At 72.1% G+C, this 15,086-nt stretch carries 17 protein-coding genes; 10 read left to right on the top strand and 7 right to left on the bottom strand.

The window, feature by feature from the left end:
* Positions 1 to 117: 117 nt before the first annotated feature.
* Genes AB0B50_RS10265 through AB0B50_RS10280 form a run of 4 tightly spaced genes read left to right on the top strand, consistent with a single transcriptional unit; the run spans position 118 to position 3,657 of the window.
* On the top strand, positions 118 to 1,050 hold the full coding sequence (locus tag AB0B50_RS10265; RefSeq protein WP_362328378.1) for an ABC transporter ATP-binding protein: 933 nt from the start codon (positions 118 to 120) through the stop codon (positions 1,048 to 1,050).
* Positions 1,051 to 1,064: 14 nt separating this feature from the next.
* Complete coding sequence (locus tag AB0B50_RS10270; RefSeq protein ID WP_362328380.1) at positions 1,065 to 1,808, top strand: ABC transporter permease; 744 nt, start codon at positions 1,065 to 1,067, stop codon at positions 1,806 to 1,808.
* A complete protein-coding gene (locus tag AB0B50_RS10275; RefSeq protein ID WP_362328382.1) occupies positions 1,805 to 3,001 on the top strand; it encodes a histidine kinase in 1,197 nt (398 codons plus the stop codon). Before AB0B50_RS10270 ends, AB0B50_RS10275 begins: the two co-directional genes overlap by 4 nt.
* On the top strand, positions 2,998 to 3,657 hold the full coding sequence (locus AB0B50_RS10280) for a response regulator transcription factor (protein ID WP_362328384.1): 660 nt from the start codon (positions 2,998 to 3,000) through the stop codon (positions 3,655 to 3,657). Before AB0B50_RS10275 ends, AB0B50_RS10280 begins: the two co-directional genes overlap by 4 nt.
* A gap of 62 nt (positions 3,658 to 3,719) precedes the next feature.
* On the opposite strand, the gene AB0B50_RS10285 is transcribed toward AB0B50_RS10280, so the two are convergent.
* The 3 genes from AB0B50_RS10285 to AB0B50_RS10295 form a co-directional block, all read right to left on the bottom strand.
* Positions 3,720 to 4,574: a transglutaminase-like domain-containing protein gene (locus AB0B50_RS10285; RefSeq protein WP_362328386.1), complete on the bottom strand. Its 855-nt coding sequence runs from the start codon at positions 4,572 to 4,574 to the stop codon at positions 3,720 to 3,722.
* Positions 4,575 to 4,608: 34 nt separating this feature from the next.
* Positions 4,609 to 5,439: a transglutaminase-like domain-containing protein gene (locus AB0B50_RS10290; RefSeq protein WP_362328388.1), complete on the bottom strand. Its 831-nt coding sequence runs from the start codon at positions 5,437 to 5,439 to the stop codon at positions 4,609 to 4,611.
* 118 nt (positions 5,440 to 5,557) lie between these two features.
* Positions 5,558 to 6,559 carry a GNAT family N-acetyltransferase gene (locus tag AB0B50_RS10295; RefSeq protein WP_362328390.1) on the bottom strand — a complete coding sequence of 334 codons (1,002 nt, stop codon included), beginning with the start codon at positions 6,557 to 6,559 and terminating at the stop codon, positions 5,558 to 5,560.
* A 143-nt stretch (positions 6,560 to 6,702) separates the two neighbouring features.
* Here AB0B50_RS10295 and fdxA point away from each other — a divergent pair, with 143 nt between their 5' ends.
* Both fdxA and AB0B50_RS10305 read left to right on the top strand, forming a co-directional pair.
* Positions 6,703 to 7,023 carry a ferredoxin gene (gene fdxA / locus AB0B50_RS10300; RefSeq protein WP_030573070.1) on the top strand — a complete coding sequence of 107 codons (321 nt, stop codon included), beginning with the start codon at positions 6,703 to 6,705 and terminating at the stop codon, positions 7,021 to 7,023.
* Positions 7,024 to 7,117: 94 nt separating this feature from the next.
* Positions 7,118 to 8,260 (top strand): bifunctional succinyldiaminopimelate transaminase/glutamate-prephenate aminotransferase, encoded by a 1,143-nt coding sequence (locus AB0B50_RS10305; protein ID WP_362328392.1) that lies wholly within the window; start codon positions 7,118 to 7,120, stop codon positions 8,258 to 8,260.
* A 68-nt stretch (positions 8,261 to 8,328) separates the two neighbouring features.
* Here the strand turns inward: AB0B50_RS10305 and AB0B50_RS10310 are convergent, their stop codons facing one another.
* Together AB0B50_RS10310 and AB0B50_RS10315 are read right to left on the bottom strand one after the other, a co-directional pair.
* On the bottom strand, positions 8,329 to 8,823 hold the full coding sequence (locus AB0B50_RS10310) for an ATP-binding protein (protein WP_362328394.1): 495 nt from the start codon (positions 8,821 to 8,823) through the stop codon (positions 8,329 to 8,331).
* 325 nt (positions 8,824 to 9,148) lie between these two features.
* Positions 9,149 to 10,051, bottom strand: coding sequence for a heavy metal transporter (locus tag AB0B50_RS10315; protein ID WP_362328396.1), 903 nt, complete (start codon positions 10,049 to 10,051; stop codon positions 9,149 to 9,151).
* Between the two features lie 62 nt (positions 10,052 to 10,113).
* Between AB0B50_RS10315 and dapE the strand changes: the two genes are divergently transcribed.
* Both dapE and AB0B50_RS10325 read left to right on the top strand, forming a co-directional pair.
* Positions 10,114 to 11,193: a succinyl-diaminopimelate desuccinylase gene (gene dapE, locus AB0B50_RS10320; protein ID WP_362328397.1), complete on the top strand. Its 1,080-nt coding sequence runs from the start codon at positions 10,114 to 10,116 to the stop codon at positions 11,191 to 11,193.
* A gap of 73 nt (positions 11,194 to 11,266) precedes the next feature.
* Positions 11,267 to 12,025: a TIGR00730 family Rossman fold protein gene (locus AB0B50_RS10325; RefSeq protein WP_362328399.1), complete on the top strand. Its 759-nt coding sequence runs from the start codon at positions 11,267 to 11,269 to the stop codon at positions 12,023 to 12,025.
* A 261-nt stretch (positions 12,026 to 12,286) separates the two neighbouring features.
* Here the strand turns inward: AB0B50_RS10325 and folP are convergent, their stop codons facing one another.
* On the bottom strand, positions 12,287 to 13,147 hold the full coding sequence (gene folP / locus AB0B50_RS10330; RefSeq protein WP_362328401.1) for a dihydropteroate synthase: 861 nt from the start codon (positions 13,145 to 13,147) through the stop codon (positions 12,287 to 12,289).
* Between the two features lie 123 nt (positions 13,148 to 13,270).
* On the opposite strand from folP, the gene AB0B50_RS10335 reads away from it, so the two are divergent.
* Together AB0B50_RS10335 and AB0B50_RS10340 are read left to right on the top strand one after the other, a co-directional pair.
* Positions 13,271 to 13,654 (top strand): DivIVA domain-containing protein, encoded by a 384-nt coding sequence (locus AB0B50_RS10335; protein ID WP_362328403.1) that lies wholly within the window; start codon positions 13,271 to 13,273, stop codon positions 13,652 to 13,654.
* Complete coding sequence (locus tag AB0B50_RS10340; RefSeq protein WP_362328405.1) at positions 13,651 to 14,250, top strand: DNA-3-methyladenine glycosylase I; 600 nt, start codon at positions 13,651 to 13,653, stop codon at positions 14,248 to 14,250. Before AB0B50_RS10335 ends, AB0B50_RS10340 begins: the two co-directional genes overlap by 4 nt.
* Here the strand turns inward: AB0B50_RS10340 and AB0B50_RS10345 are convergent.
* Positions 14,247 to 15,047 (bottom strand): enoyl-CoA hydratase-related protein, encoded by an 801-nt coding sequence (locus tag AB0B50_RS10345; RefSeq protein ID WP_362328407.1) that lies wholly within the window; start codon positions 15,045 to 15,047, stop codon positions 14,247 to 14,249. The genes AB0B50_RS10340 and AB0B50_RS10345 overlap by 4 nt on opposite strands.
* Positions 15,048 to 15,086 lie beyond the last annotated feature (39 nt).

Genomic DNA, 15,086 nt, shown 5'->3' on the forward strand with positions numbered 1-15,086 from the left:
CGTACGCCCGGGAGCCCGGCAGGACAACCTGCCGGGCTCCGGCATGACATCTGTCATCCCAGAGACACCACACTCGACACTGCCGCCGCCACCTGCGGTTTTGTCACGATGGTGGACATGAAGACGATCACGGCACCGCCCGCCACCACCGCGGTGGCCTTCGAGCGGGTGACCAAGAGCTACGGCGACGTCCGCGCCGTCGACGGGCTCACCCTCGACCTCCACGCGGGCGAGACGGTGGCACTGCTCGGGCCGAACGGCGCGGGCAAGTCCTCCACCCTCGACCTGCTGCTCGGCCTGCGGCGCCCGGACAGCGGCACGGTGACGGTCTTCGGGACGACGCCGCGCGATGCGATCACCGCGGGCCGGGTCGGCGCGATGCTGCAGAGCGGTGGCCTGATGGGCGAGGTGACCGTGCGCGAGCTGGTCAAGCTCGCCTGCGACCTGCACCCCAGGCCCCACCGCGTGAACGACGTGCTCGCCCACGCGGGCATCACGCAGATCGCCGACCGCAAGGTCGACAAGCTCTCCGGCGGCCAGGAGCAGCGCGTCCGCTTCGCGCTCGCCACAGCGGGCGAGAACGACCTCATCGTCCTCGACGAGCCGACCACCGGCATGGACGTCACCTCCCGCCAGGCGTTCTGGGCCACCATGCGCGAGCAGGCGGACCAGGGCCGTGCGGTCCTGTTCGCCACGCACTACCTGGAGGAGGCCGACGCGATCGCCGACCGCGTCCTGGTCCTGCACCGCGGCCGCCTCCTCGCGGACGGCACCGCCGCCGAGATCAAGGCGAAGGCGGGCGCCCGCAAGGTCGCGTTCGACCTGGAGCGGATCGACCCCGAGCGCACGGAGCAGCTGCGCGCGCTGCCCTTCCTGACCACCCTCGACATCTCGGGCCACACGGTCCGCCTCCAGTCGACGGACGCCGACGCCACCGTGCACGCGCTGTACGGGCTCGGCCTCTACCCCCGCAACCTCGAAGTGGCCGGGCTCGGCCTGGAGCAGGCCTTCGTGGCGATCACCGCCGCCGAAGAGGCCAGGACCGCGTGAAAGGCGTGAACGGCATGAACAGCCTCATCAAGCTGGAGATCACCCGCGCTCTGCGCAACCGCAAGTTCCTCTTCTTCTCCGTGATCTATCCGTCGGTGCTCTTCGTGATCATCGCGGGCAGCCAGAGCAACTCCGACGAGATCCCGGGCTCGGGCGGCCTCTCCGTACCCGCCTTCATGATGGTCTCGATGGCGTCCTTCGGCGCCCTGACCGCCGTACTGATGGGCAACAGCGAGCGCATCGCCAAGGAGCGCGAGAGCGGCTGGGTGCGGCAGTTGCGCCTGACGACCCTGCCGGGTCGCGGCTACGTCCTCGCGAAGACCGCGAGCGCGGCGGTGGTGAGCCTGCCGTCCATCGTCGTGGTGTTCGTGGTCGCCGCCGTGTTCAAGGGAATCCACTTCGAGGCCTGGCAGTGGCTGGCGCTGACCGGTGCGATCTGGGCGGGCAGCCTCTGCTTCGCGGCGCTCGGCGTGGCCATCGGCTATCTCGCGTCCGGTGACGCCGTCCGCCCGATCACGATGATCATCTACTTCGGGCTCTCCATCCTCGGCGGCCTGTGGATGCCGACGGCGACGTTCCCGCAGTGGCTGCAGAGCACCTCGTCCTGGCTGCCCACCCACGCGTACGCCGCCCTCGGGCAGGCCATCGAACTGGGCGACGCACCGCACGCGAAGGACGTCACGCTCCTGGTCGCCTACTTCGTCCTCTTCGCGGGCGGCGCGGCGTGGCTGTACCGGAAGGACACACTGAAGGCGTGAAAGAGACAGCCGCTGAGTGCAACGAGCTCCACCCCGTCTACACCTTCGGGCGGCCGCCCCGGGGCCGCCGCCAGTTCCTCACGAAGGCGGGCTGGATCGGTGTCTGGCTGGTCTTCCTGAGCTCCCCGATCCAGGACCTGGCCGCGGGCCGCCACACGCCCCTCGCCACGGTGCTCGGCTCGCTCGGCCTCGCGGTCTTCGTGGTCTGCTATCTGACCCTCGTCTTCCGCTACACCACCAGGATCCTCCAGTGGGGCGGTGTCATCACCTCCTTCGGGCTGCTCGTGGCCCTCGCCGTGGTCCTCGCCCTCAGCTTCGGCGACCACTGGCTGGGCCTCTTCGTGTACGTCTCGGTCTCCGCGGGGGCCGTCCTGCCGATGCGGTACACGCTCTGGGTCGTCCCCGCGGTCACCGTCCTGATGGTCCTGGTCGGCCTGCGCGACGACGGCCTCGGCGACCTGATCACCAACCTCGGGGTGATCACCCTCCTGGTGGGCTTCGCGATGTCCGGCGTACGCCAGTTGATCCGTACGACGATCCAGCTGAGGCAGGCACGCGCCACCGTCGCCCAACTCGCCGCCAACGAAGAGCGGTTGCGGCTCGCCAGGGACCTGCACGACCTGCTCGGCCACTCGCTCTCCCTGATCACGCTCAAGAGCGAGCTCGCCGGGCGGATGCTCCCCGACCACCCCGACAAGGCCGCCCAGCAGGTCGCCGACATCGAACAGGTCAGCCGCCAGGCCCTGGTGGACGTCCGCGAGGCCGTCTCCGGCTACCGCAGGCGCACCCTGGCCGGCGAGCTCGCGGGCGCCCGCACGGCCCTGACCGCCGCGGGCATCGAGGCCGACGTCCCGCTGGAGGCCCCCGCCGAACTGCCGGGCGAGGAAGGGGAGGCGGCGCTGGCGTGGGCGCTGCGCGAGGCCGTGACCAACGTCGTGCGGCACAGCGGGGCCTATCACTGCACGGTCACCTTCACGGCCCGCCAGACCCTCGCGGGGCGGCTCCTGGAGCTGTCCGTGGAGGACGACGGGGCGGGCGGTCCCGGCGCGGCCGCGGGCAACGGCCTGACGGGCCTCGCCGAGCGCGTGGAGGCCGTCGGCGGAGTCCTTGAGACGGGGCCCGGTGCCCGCCGAGGCTTTCGTCTGGCGGTCCGCGTGCCCCTGGCGGGTGCAGCCGTAGGATCCCCCTCATGAGCAGCGGAAACGGCGGCAACAGCGGAAACGGCGACAGCGGCGCGGACGGCGCCATCAAGGTCCTCCTCGCCGAGGACCAGTCGATGGTCCGGGAGGCGCTCGCCGCCCTGCTCGGCCTGGAGCCGGACATCGAGGTCGTCGCCCAGGTCGCCCGCGGCGACGAGGTGCTCGCCGCGGCGCGTGCCCAGGACGTGGACGTGGCGCTGCTCGACATCGAGATGCCCGGCATGACGGGCATCGAGGCGGCGGCCGAACTGCACGCCGCCTTCCCCGGGTTGAAGGTGGTCGTGCTCACCACCTTCGGCCGCCCCGGTTATCTGCGCAGCGCCATGGAGGCCGGCGCCTCCGCTTTCCTGGTCAAGGACGCGCCCGCGGCCCAACTCGCCGAAGCCGTACGCAAGGTGCTCGCGGGGGAGCGCGTCATCGACCCCACGCTGGCGGCCGCGGCCCTCGCGGGGGGCGCGAACCCGCTCACCGACCGCGAGCGCGAGATCCTGCGCGCGGCCGCCGACGGCGCCACCAACGCCGAACTGGCCGCCGCCCTGCACCTCTCTCAGGGCACCGTCCGCAACTACCTCTCGACGGCGATCCAGAAGCTCGCGGTCCGCAACCGCGCGGAGGCGGTCAGGGTCGCGAGGGACAAGGGCTGGCTCTGACCCCGCAACGGTCGACTGCCCCGCAACGACCCACTGTCCCGCAACGCACAGCCCCCCGCAGGTCAGTTCAGCATCGCCCGCGCCCGCACCGCCTGCCGTCGCGCCTGGTCGGCGGTGGCCGGCTCCTCCGCCGCGATCTGCTCGGCGTAGGTGTCGAGCTCCCGGGCGCCGACGAGGAAGTTCCCGCTCTGTACGAGGAGTTGGGCGCGCTCGTAGTGCAGCCGGGGCGGCGGCGACGGCAGGAGCAGGGAGAGTTCGATCGCCCAGAGCGAGACGTCGGCGTGCTCGGGGCGGGGCGCGGCCCAGGCCCGGATGTTGTTGAGGATGCGCCCGACGATGTCCAGAGGCTGTGCGGGGCGCAGCATCGAGGGCACGGGCGGGGCGCCCGTGGCCGCCGTGACCAGGAGCTCGACGTCCGTGCCCGTCAGGACGCGGCCGCCGTCGAAGGGGTTGGCGAGCACCTGGTCGTCCAGGGGGCCGAAGCCGACCACGAAGTGGCCCGGCAGCGCCACCCCGTGGACGGTGGCGCCCGCGCGCCGCGCCACCTCCATCCAGAGCACGGAGAGCAGGATCGGCAGGCCTCTGCGGCGGCGCAGGACCTGGTGCAGGAGCGAGGACTCCAGGCGTTGGTAGTCGCCGGGTCTGCCCTTGAACCCGCAGCGCCCGCCGAGGAGTTCGGCAAGGGCCGACGCCCAGGCGCGGGGGTCGTCGGAGCGGCGGGACCGGTGGCCGGGCGCGGCCTGTTCCGCGAGCCGGTCGAGCAGGCGCGACGCCGCGTCGATGCCCGCCTCGTCCAGCGAAGGATCCGCCTCGGTGCCGATCAGCAGGCACAGCAGCGCCAGATCGGGCCGCGAGGCCCCGGCCTCGGCCGCGAAGAGCCGCCGCCACTCGGTGGTTCCAGGGGGTCGGGGGTGCATACGTCCCTGGTGCCCCCTCGCGCCGATCGATACGTCAGTTCAGCATCGCCCGCGCGGCCCGCGCCTGGTGGCGCACCCGCTCCGCGGTGGTCGGCTCGACGGCCGTCACCACATCCGCGTACGCGTCGAGCTCCTCCGCGCCGCCGAGGAAGTCACCCCGCTGGACGAGGAGTTGGGCCCGCTCATAGCGCAGTCGCGCCGGATGGGCGGGCAGCAGGAGCGACAGCTCGAGGGCCCACAGGGCTACGTCGGAACGCTCGGGCCGGGCAGCCGCCCAGGCGCGGATGTTGTTCAGGATGCGCTGCACGATGTTCAGCGGATCGGCGGGCGTCAGCATCGACGGCTGGATGCCCGTGCCCGCCGTACCGGCGACGAGCAGCTCCGCGTCGGCCCCGGTGAGCAGCCGGCCGCCGTCGAACGGGTCGGCGAGCACCTGCTCGTCCCGAGGGCCGAAGCCGACCACGAAGTGGCCCGGCAGCGCCACCCCGTACACCGGGGCGCCCGCGCGCCGCGCCACCTCCATCCACACCACGGAGAGCAGGATCGGCAGCCCCCTGCGGCGCCGGAGCACCTGGTGCAGGAGCGAGGAGTCGAGGCGCTGGTAGTCACCCGGCGTGCCCTCGAACCCGTGCTGCTCGCCGAGGAGTTCGGCGAGCGCGGACGCCCAGGCGCGCGGCCCGCCGGGGCGGAACGGCAGCAGACCCGCCAGCCGGTCGAGCTCGATCTCGGCGGCGTCGATCCCCTCCTCGTCGAGGGAGGGGTCCGCCTCGGTGCCGATCAGCAGGCACAGCAGCGCGAGACCGGGCCGCTCCGACCGTGCCTCTTCGGCGAACCGCCGTCGCCATTCGCCGGACTCCGCGTGCATACGTGCCTCGTGTCTCATGCCCTCGCGGGGCGCTGTTGCCGTGCTCTGCCGTGCTGTTCCATGTTGTTCAGCGCCGTGCCGTGCCGTTCTGTGCCATGCGGCGCTGTGCCGCTCCGGCTCAGGCCGACCCGTACCGGTAGTGGTGATAGGCGTGATGCGCCGCGAAGCCCATCCCGCCGTACAGCGCCCGCGCGCCGTCGTTGTCCGCCTCGACCTGCAGCCAGGCCGCCGAAGCGCCCTCGGACAGGGCTTGGCGTGCCAGCGCGGCCATCACCGCGGTGGCGAGCCCCTGCCGCCGATGTCCGGGGTCCACCTCGACCGCCATGAATCCCGCCCAGCGCCCGTCCACCACGCACCGCCCGATCGCGGCCGGGGAGTCACCGCTCCCGGGCACGGAAGCGAACCACACCGAGGGCCCGCTCGCCAGCACCTTGAGCACATGAGGTCCCGGAACCCCGAACCGCTTGTACCGGCGCAGCCACGGCTCGTCGAAGGAGCGCGACAGCCGGACGCGGTCCACGTCCGCCTCCAGATCGCCGACCGGGGCGAGAGCGCCGATGTGCAGCTCCGCGGTGACCTCGCGCTCCCAGCCGCGCTCCTCCAGAGCGGCGCAGAGCACTTCCTGGGTGCCCTCGGCGCCGGTCGCGGTCTGGATGTACGCGGGCAGCTCCCGGGCGGCGTACCACTCGCGCACATGCGAAAGCGCCTCGTCGAGCGGCCTTCCCGGATCACCAAGGGGCAGCACGGAGTTGGCCCGCCGGGTGAATCCGGCTGCCGCCCGCAGCTCCCACTGACCGAGCGCCTCCCTCTCCACCGGCTGCCAGGACCGCGCGGACACCCGCGCCAGTTCCTCGTACGAGGCGGCGGGGCCCCGTCTGCGGGCGGGCGCGGCCGGTACGACCTTGCCCGCCACCAGAGTTCGCTCCGGAATCCGGACGCTCTCACCGTTCCGTCGTGTGATGAGCACCACACCGTCGTCCCACGATGTGAGAACGCCCACCGTGTCAGTGAACTTGTCGCCGGCCGTGAAGCCGCCGCTCAGGCGTCGTACCGACACTCGTTTACCCACGTCAGCAGGGGTGATGCGGACCTCGAGTTGTCCGCCCGCAGTGAATTCCACAGCTCTGTACGCCCCTCCTGTTCGGATCTTGCCCGGGAACGGAGATACTAGGGGCGGGCATCGACGACGCCGCGCTCCCGCGCGCCAGGCGAGCGGAGCCTGAGGACGGCCCGCCAACGCCCGTATCGAGGAGGAACGACAGCGTGACCTACGTCATCGCGCAGCCTTGTGTCGACGTCAAGGACAAGGCGTGCATCGAGGAGTGCCCGGTCGACTGCATTTACGAGGGCTCCCGGTCCTTGTACATCCACCCGGACGAATGCGTCGACTGTGGAGCCTGCGAACCGGTCTGCCCGGTCGAGGCGATCTTCTACGAGGACGACACTCCTGAGGAGTGGAAGGACTACTACAAGGCGAACGTCGAGTTCTTCGACGAGCTCGGTTCGCCCGGCGGCGCGAGCAAGCTCGGCCTGATCGAGCGCGACCACGCCTTCATCGCCGCGCTTCCGCCGCAGAACCAGTAACGGCAGACAGAGCGTCGCCCCGGTCCCGTACGGCCTCTTCGCCGTGCGGGACCGAGGCATTTGCAACGACCAGTACCAGCACGGGAGTCAGCACGTGTCAGCAGCCTCCGACCACCCACCCGTCTCCCACCGCCACCCTTCCAACGAGTCGCTGCGCGACCGCCTTCCCGACTTTCCCTGGGACAAGCTCGAGCCGTACAAGGCCACCGCGGCCGCCCACCCCGGCGGCATCGTCGACCTGTCGGTGGGCACCCCGGTCGACCCGGTGCCCGAGCTGATCCAGAAAGCGCTGATCGCGGCCGCGGACTCGCCGGGCTATCCGACGGTGTGGGGCACCCCCGAGCTGCGCGACGCGATCACCGGCTGGTGCGAACGGCGGCTCGGCGCACGGGACTTCACGCACCGCAACGTCCTGCCGGTGGTCGGCTCCAAGGAGCTGGTGGCCTGGCTCCCGACGCAGCTGGGCCTCGGTCCGGGCGACGTGGTCGCCTACCCGCGCCTGGCCTACCCGACGTACGAAGTGGGCGCGCGTCTGGCCCGCGCCGACTACGTCGCGTACGACGAGCCGACGGACCTGGACCCCACGAACCTCAAGCTCCTGTGGCTCAACTCGCCCTCGAACCCGACCGGCCGGGTCCTCACGCGCGAGGAGCTCACCCGCACCGTCGCCTGGGCGCGCGAGCACGGCGTACTGCTCGTCAGCGACGAGTGCTACCTGGAGCTCGGCTGGGAGGCCGAGCCGGTCTCGGTCCTGCATCCGGACGTGTGCGGCGGTTCGTACGAGGGCATCGTCGCCGTCCACTCGCTCTCCAAGCGGTCCAACCTGGCGGGCTACCGCGCGGCGTTCATCGCCGGTGACGCGGACGTGCTCGGCGATCTGCTGCAGATCCGCAAGCACGGCGGCATGATGACCTCCGCGCCGACCCAGGCCGCCGTCGTGGCGGCGCTCGGCGACGACGAGCACGTGCGCGAGCAGCGCGAGCGGTACGCGGCCCGGCGCACCGCCCTGCGCGACGCCCTCCTGAAGCACGGCTTCCGCATCGAGCACAGCGAGGCGAGCCTGTACCTGTGGGCCACGCGCGAGGAGTCCTGCTGGGACACCGTCGCCCACCTCGCGGACCTCGGCATCCTGGTGGCGCCCGGCGACTTCTACGGCCCCGCGGGCGACCGCTTCGTACGGGTGGCGCTGACGGCGTCGGACGAGCGGGTCGCGGCGGCGGTCGAGCGCCTGGCGTGAGACGCCCGTGAGCACGGCGAAGGGCCCGGAGCCACTGGCTCCGGGCCCTTCGCGCGTGTACCGGGGGATCAGCCGCCGAGCGGCAGGCCCTTGAGGGGCAGCTGGTCGGTGGAGGGCAGGCCACCGGTGGGCAGACCGCCCTTGGTGACCGCGTCGGTGGGCAGGCCACCCTTGGTCAGCGCGTCCGTGGGCAGGCCGCCCTCGGTGGCCGCGCCCGCGGTCTCGCCGAGCACCTCGCCCGCGCTGCCCGCGACGTCACCGGCCGCCTTCTGGGCGGCGGGGGTCGCGGTCTTGGCGCCCTTGCCGACGGCCTTGCCCGCGGTCGGGACGGCCTTCTTCACGGCCTTGCTGCCCGCGTCGCCCGCGAGGCCGCTGACGTTCTGAGCCGCACCGTCGACGGTGTTGCCGAGGCCCGCGCCGTCCAGGGCGGTCAGACCGCCCAGGTCGGGGGCGGCCGGAAGGTCAACGGCGCTCGCGGAGCCGGCCGCACCGACCACGGAAGCTGCACCCGCTGCGCTGAGCAGCGCGGCACGGGCGATCCGGCGGGTCAGGGGGAGGGACATGATGCTCCTTCAGACGGGAGAGAACGTTGGTGTGTCCGGCCGGATCGACTCCGGCGTTCCACCGGATGGGTTCCGGCGATCAGACGCAGTGACTACCGCTCGAAGCCCGCGAAGGTTGCGGTGGGCCAACGCAAAGAGTTGGCAATGCGTCGCATAATCGGCTGCGGATAAAAACGGGCAAACGGCCCCCGATTCGAATGCCCGAGGAATCCTTAATCCCCTTTGTTCTCAAGGGATTTGGGGATGACGGGGGAGGGGTGCGGCACAGCCCCGCGCGGCGTCGAGCCGACGTGATCTCCGTGCCCCGATCGAGTGATCCGCCGCACTACTGCCCAGTGACGATTCGGACCTCGTCGGCGCTCTTGCCGGGCCCCGCGGCCCCGTCCGGCGTCACTTCCCGCCAGGCACCCGAGCCGTCGGCCCGCCATTCACGGCCGCCGTACGAGACCCGCTCGATGCGCAGCGCCGAGGACTGCGCCACGGCCCAGTGCGCCAGCTCCCAGCCGCGCTGCGGGGGCCTTCCGTCGGTCATCGGGGCGGGCACGGGGACCGTCACCGCGCGTCCGCGGGCGGCGTCGGGGCGCACCTCGCGGCCGAAGTCGCGGACGAGCGCGGCCCGTACCTCCGCGGGGCCGCCGGGGTCGGTGCCGGGGCGGCCCTCGCAGCTGAAGGCGGCGGGGGAGCGGCCGGTGAGCGCGGCGGCGAGGAGCGCGGCGTCCGGCTCGTGCTTGGCGTAGGCCTGTGGGTAGCCGCTGCGCTGCACGCGCTGCGCGGCGACGGTCAGGGGCAGCCGCGAATAGCCGGGTACCTCGGCCAGGTGCTCGTAGAACCGGGCCGCCGAGTACGCCGGGTCCATGATCTGCCGCTCGTCGCCCCAGCCCTGCGAGGGCCGCTGCTGGAAGAGGCCGAGCGAATCCCGGTCGCCGTGCGTGATGTTGCGCAGGCCCGACTCCTGCAGGGCGGTGGCGAGCGCGATGGTCACCGCGCGCTCGGGCATGCCGCGCGAGGTGCCGACCGCGGCGACCGTCGCGGCGTTCTCCGCCTGTTCGGCCGTGAATTCGTAACTGGCTCCGTCGCCGTTGCCCGAGACGACCGTGCACCGGGGAGCGGGCTTGCCCCCGTACACGTACTGGACCGCCACATAGCCCGCGACGGCGAGCAGCACGGCGACCGCGGTCCCGATACGGAGGAGACGGTCGCGCCGGAGGAGGGTGGGGGGCTCAGGCACGCGTCCAAGGTACTGGAGTCCACTGACAGCCCGGCGCGCCGTCTGGCGTTAGGGTCGTCGGCATGCCTCACACACCGCTTGACCTCACGCTCGACGCCGCGGAGCTGACCGCGCGGCTGGTCGACTTCCCGTCCCCGAGCGGCGAGGAGAAGGCGCTCGCCGACGCCATCGAGACGGCCCTGCGCGCCCTGCCGCACCTCACGGTCGACCGGCACGGCAACAACGTGGTGGCGCGCACGAACCTGGGCCGCGCCGAGCGGGTCGTCCTCGCCGGGCACATCGACACCGTGCCGATCGCCGACAACGTCCCCTCGCGGCTCGACGAGGACGGCGTGCTGTGGGGCTGCGGCACCTGCGACATGAAGTCGGGCGTCGCCGTCCAGCTGCGCATCGCGCAGACGGTGACCGAGCCCAACCGCGACCTCACCTTCGTCTTCTATGACAATGAAGAAGTGGCCGCGCACCTCAACGGCCTCGGGCACGTCGCCGAGGCCCACCCCGACTGGCTCGCGGGCGATTTCGCGATCCTCCTGGAGCCGACCGACGGCCTCGTCGAGGGCGGCTGTCAGGGCACGCTGCGGGTCCATCTGAAGACCAAGGGCGTGCGGGCGCACTCCGCGCGCGCGTGGATGGGCTCCAACGCCATCCACGCGGCCGCCCCCATCCTCCAGAAGCTCGCCGCGTACGAGCCGCGCAAGCCGGTGGTCGAGGGCCTCCAGTTCCACGAGGGCCTCAACGCCGTCCGCATCGAGGGCGGCGTCGCCACCAATGTCATCCCCGACGAGTGCACCGTCGTCGTCAACTACCGCTACGCACCCGACCGCAGCGAGGAGGAGGCCCTCGCCTTCGTACGCGACTACTTCGCGGACTGCGGCATCGACGAGTTCATCGTGGACGACCACACGGGCGCGGCCCGCCCCGGCCTCACGCACCCGGCGGCCGCGGCCTTCGTGGCGGTCGTCGGCGGCGAGCCCCGCGCCAAGTTCGGCTGGACGGACGTCTCCCGCTTCAGCGCGCTCGGTGTGCCCGCGGTCAACTTCAGCCCCGGCAATCCGCTGCTCGCGCACAAGGTCGACGAGCGTGTCGAGGCGGCGCGGATCCCCGAGGCGGAGGAGACGCTGCGGGCCTGGCTCACCTCCTGACACTCCGAGGTCCCTCTGTGGTAACCCGCGTAGACCTACGCTGTGAGTCACGTACGCATGGAGGGAGCAGACGATGAGCAACCCCGATGAGGTCACCGCCGGGAAGCGTCCCGAGGAGCAGCGGCTCGGGCCGGTCCTGCGCAGGCGGGACCAGGTGCAGGCCGGCACCACCGACCAGCGTCTCCTCGACTCCGACGGGCCCTCCGAGTGGGTGCACACCGACCCCTGGAGGGTCCTGCGCATCCAGTCCGAGTTCATCGAGGGGTTCGGCACGCTCGCCGAACTCCCGCCCGCGATCAGCGTGTTCGGCTCGGCGCGCACCCCCAAGGACGCTCCGGAGTACGAGGCCGGGGTCGCGATCGGCAAGGCGCTCGTGGAGGCCGGCTTCGCGGTGATCACGGGCGGCGGGCCCGGCGCGATGCAGGCCGCCAACCAGGGTGCCGTCGAGGCGAAGGGCATCTCGGTCGGCCTCGGCATCGAGCTGCCCTTCGAGCAGGGCCTGAACCCCTACGTCGACATCGGCGTGAACTTCCGCTACTTCTTCGTCCGCAAGACGATGTTCGTGAAGTACGCGCAGGGCTTCGTGGTCCTGCCCGGCGGCCTCGGCACCCTGGACGAGCTCTTCGAAGCGCTCACCCTCGTCCAGACCCGCAAGGTCACGCGGTTCCCGATCGTCCTGTTCGGCTCGGAGTACTGGGGCGGCCTGATCGACTGGCTGAAGAACACGGTCATCGCCCAGGGCAAGGCCTCGGAGGCCGACCTGCTCCTGTTCCACGTCACGGACGACGTGGACGAGGCGATCTCCTTGGTGACGAAGGAAGTCGGCAAGTAGAACTCCCCGAAGGGGAGTTCACCCGGGCCCTCGGCGGATCACCGCCGGGGGCCCGCTCGCGTGCGCGGGGACATGACCCCTCAGGCCGGCCCGCGTCGGCCCGCGCCGGGGACCCGGTGCCCCGCGATCGTCGCGACCATGTCCAGGACCTGCCTCGACCCGTTCCTTGGTGCCGCGCTCGCGCCGTTCGGCGCCGGGGCGCCTCTCGGGCTTCGTGCGGCTGTGCCGGGCTCCGTACGGCTGCGGTGAGTCGCGGTGTGCTCAGGCCAGCCCGCGTCGGGCCACGGCGGGGGTTCGGTGGCCCGCGATCGTCGTCACCATGTCCAGGACCTGGCGGGTCTCCGCGACCTCGTGGACGCGGTACACCTGCGCGCCCAGCCACGCCGAGACCGCCGTCGTCGCCAGGGTGCCGATCACTCGCTCCTTGACCGGCTTGTCCAGGGTCTCGCCCACGAAGTCCTTGTTGGACAGGGAGACCAGGACCGGCCAGCCCGTGTCCACCATCTCGCCGAGCCTGCGGGTGGCCTCCAGGCTGTGCCGGGTGTTCTTGCCGAAGTCGTGCCCCGGGTCGATCATCACGGACTCCCGGGGGACGCCGAGATCGACCGCGCGCTCGGCCAGGCCGACCGTCACGCGCAGGATGTCGGTCATCACGTCGTCGTACGTGACGCGGTGCGGCCTCGTCCGCGGCTCGGCGCCGCCCGCGTGCGTGCACACCAGGCCCACCTTGTACCGCGCGGCGACCTCCGCGAGCTTCGGGTCGACGCCGCCCCAGGCGTCGTTGAGCAGGTCGGCGCCCGCCTCGCACACCGCCTCGCCCACGTCGTGCCGCCAGGTGTCGACGCTGATCACCACGTCCGGGAACCGCCTGCGCACCTCGGCGACGAAGCCGACCGTGCGCCGCGCCTCCTCCTGCGCGGTCACCTCCTCGCCGGGGCCGGCCTTGACCCCGCCGATGTCGATGATGGCGGCGCCCTCGGCGACCGCCTGCTCCACGCGGGCGAGCGCGGGCTCGTCGCGGAACGTGGCGCCCTGGTCGTAGAACGAGTCCGGGGTCCGGTTGACGATCGCCATGATCACCGGTTCGTGCACGTCGAACTCGCGCCTGCCAAGCCTGAGCATCCCCTGTGGCCCTCCTGGGTCCTTGTCGCGGTTCGGCCGCCTGCGACCTTAACTGTCGGTGCCGCATGGCACGATCGGACCCTGACAGTTTGAGCACGGGCAGTCGAGCGTGGGGGCCTGAAGATGGTCTTGTTCTTGTTCCTGGTCATCGCCCTCGTCGTGGTGGTCGGCGCGGTGACCCTCGCCGTCGTCGGCGGCGGCGAGAGCGGAGCCCTGCCCGACGCCGCGCCCGAGCAGTTCACCGACCCCCTGCCCCCGGACCGCCCGCTGCGCCGCGCCGACATCGAGGAGGTCCGCTTCCCGATGACCCTGCGCGGCTACCGCATGGCGGACGTCGACGACGTGCTCGGCCGCCTCGGCGCCGAGCTGGCCGAGCGGGACTCCCGCATCGCCGAACTGGAGGCGGCCCTGGCCGGCGCCCAGGCCACGGCGGTCGCGGGCCCCGCCCTCTTCGAGGGGTACGAACCACGCAAGGCCCCCGAGGACAAGAAGGGCGACGACCAGTGAGCACCGAGAACGGCGCCGTACCGGGCCCGGACGGCGCCCTGCGCTGCCCGTGGGGCCTGTCCACCGAGGACTATGTGGCGTACCACGACGAGGAGTGGGGCCGCCCGGTCCACGGCGACGACGCGCTGTACGAGAGGCTCTGCCTGGAGGCCTTCCAGTCCGGCCTCTCCTGGATCACGATCCTGCGCCGCCGCGAGGGCTTCCGCGCCGCCTTCGCCGACTTCGAGATCGCCTCGGTCGCCCGGTTCACGGACGAGGACCGCGACCGCCTCCTCGCCGACCCCGGGATCATCCGCAACCGCGCCAAGATCGACGCGACCCTCGCCAACGCGCGCGTGCTCGCCGACTGGCCCGAGGGCGAACTGGACTCCCTGATCTGGTCGTTCGCACCGGACCCCGCGACCCGCAAGGCCCCGCGGACCCTCGCCGACGTCCCCGCGATCACCGACGAGTCCACGGCCCTGTCCAAGGAGCTCAAGAAGCGCGGCATCCGCTTCGTCGGCCCCACCACGGCGTACGCCCTGATGCAGGCCTGCGGCCTGGTCGACGACCACCTCGCGGACTGCGTGGCCCGCGAGGCGTCACCCATCGCCTAACGGCCGAGGTACTTCGGCTTCTCCTTGGCGATGAAGGCCTGCACGGCGATGGTGTGGTCCTCGGACGCGCCCGCCTTCGCCTGCAGCTCGTCCTCCTTGTCCAGCGCCTCGTCCAGGGAGTGGCCCGCCGCGTAGGCGAGGGATTCCTTGAGCGCCGCGTAGGCGAGCGTCGGGCCCTCGGCCAGGGCGCGGGCCACCTGCGCGGCCTCGGCGGCGAGGTCGGCCGCGGGCACGACCCTGTTGGCGATCCCCAGGTCGTACGCCTCCTGCGCGTCGATGTTGCGCGGGAAGAGCAGCAGATCGGCGGCCCGGCCGGGGCCGATCACACGCGGCAGCGTCCAGGAGACGCCCGAGTCGGCCGTCAGGGCGACCCCGGCGAAGGAGGTGTTGAACTTCGCGGTGTCCGCGACCACGCGGTAGTCGGCGGCGAGCGCGAAGCCGAGGCCGGCCCCCGCCGCGACGCCGTTGACGCCCGCCACGACCGGCTTCGGCATGCTCGTGAGCGCCCGCACGATGGGGTTGTAGTGCTCCTTGACCGTGCTCATCGTCTGCCCGGTGCCCGCCTCGCGGTCCGCGGCCAGATTGCCGATGTGCTCCTTGAGGTCCTGGCCCACGCAGAAGGCGCGCCCGTTCGCGGTGAGCAGCACCGCGCGCACGGCCGGGTCCGCGGCGGCCGACCGCGCGGCCTCCCGCAGGGCGACCTTGGCCTCGGTGTTCATGGCGTTCATCGCCTCGGGACGGTTGATCGTGATCGTCGCGAGTCCGTCGCTCACCTCGTAGAGCACGCTGTCGGCCATGGTGGTCCCCTCCGCTGGTCCAGTAGGTAGGAGCTCAGC

This window comes from Streptomyces sp. NPDC041068 (assembly GCF_040647455.1).
Classification (GTDB): domain Bacteria; phylum Actinomycetota; class Actinomycetes; order Streptomycetales; family Streptomycetaceae; genus Streptomyces.

Coding starts and splice junctions, on each gene's coding strand:
- AB0B50_RS10265 (WP_362328378.1), top strand. CDS start 118: ATGAAGACGATCACGGCACCGCCCGCCACCACCGCGGTGGCCTTCGAG.
- AB0B50_RS10270 (WP_362328380.1), top strand. CDS start 1,065: ATGAACAGCCTCATCAAGCTGGAGATCACCCGCGCTCTGCGCAACCGC.
- AB0B50_RS10280 (WP_362328384.1), top strand. CDS start 2,998: ATGAGCAGCGGAAACGGCGGCAACAGCGGAAACGGCGACAGCGGCGCG.
- AB0B50_RS10285 (WP_362328386.1), bottom strand. CDS start 4,574: ATGCACCCCCGACCCCCTGGAACCACCGAGTGGCGGCGGCTCTTCGCG.
- AB0B50_RS10290 (WP_362328388.1), bottom strand. CDS start 5,439: ATGCACGCGGAGTCCGGCGAATGGCGACGGCGGTTCGCCGAAGAGGCA.
- AB0B50_RS10310 (WP_362328394.1), bottom strand. CDS start 8,823: ATGTCCCTCCCCCTGACCCGCCGGATCGCCCGTGCCGCGCTGCTCAGC.
- dapE (WP_362328397.1), top strand. CDS start 10,114: ATGCCTCACACACCGCTTGACCTCACGCTCGACGCCGCGGAGCTGACC.
- AB0B50_RS10325 (WP_362328399.1), top strand. CDS start 11,267: ATGAGCAACCCCGATGAGGTCACCGCCGGGAAGCGTCCCGAGGAGCAG.
- folP (WP_362328401.1), bottom strand. CDS start 13,147: ATGCTCAGGCTTGGCAGGCGCGAGTTCGACGTGCACGAACCGGTGATC.
- AB0B50_RS10335 (WP_362328403.1), top strand. CDS start 13,271: ATGGTCTTGTTCTTGTTCCTGGTCATCGCCCTCGTCGTGGTGGTCGGC.
- AB0B50_RS10345 (WP_362328407.1), bottom strand. CDS start 15,047: ATGGCCGACAGCGTGCTCTACGAGGTGAGCGACGGACTCGCGACGATC.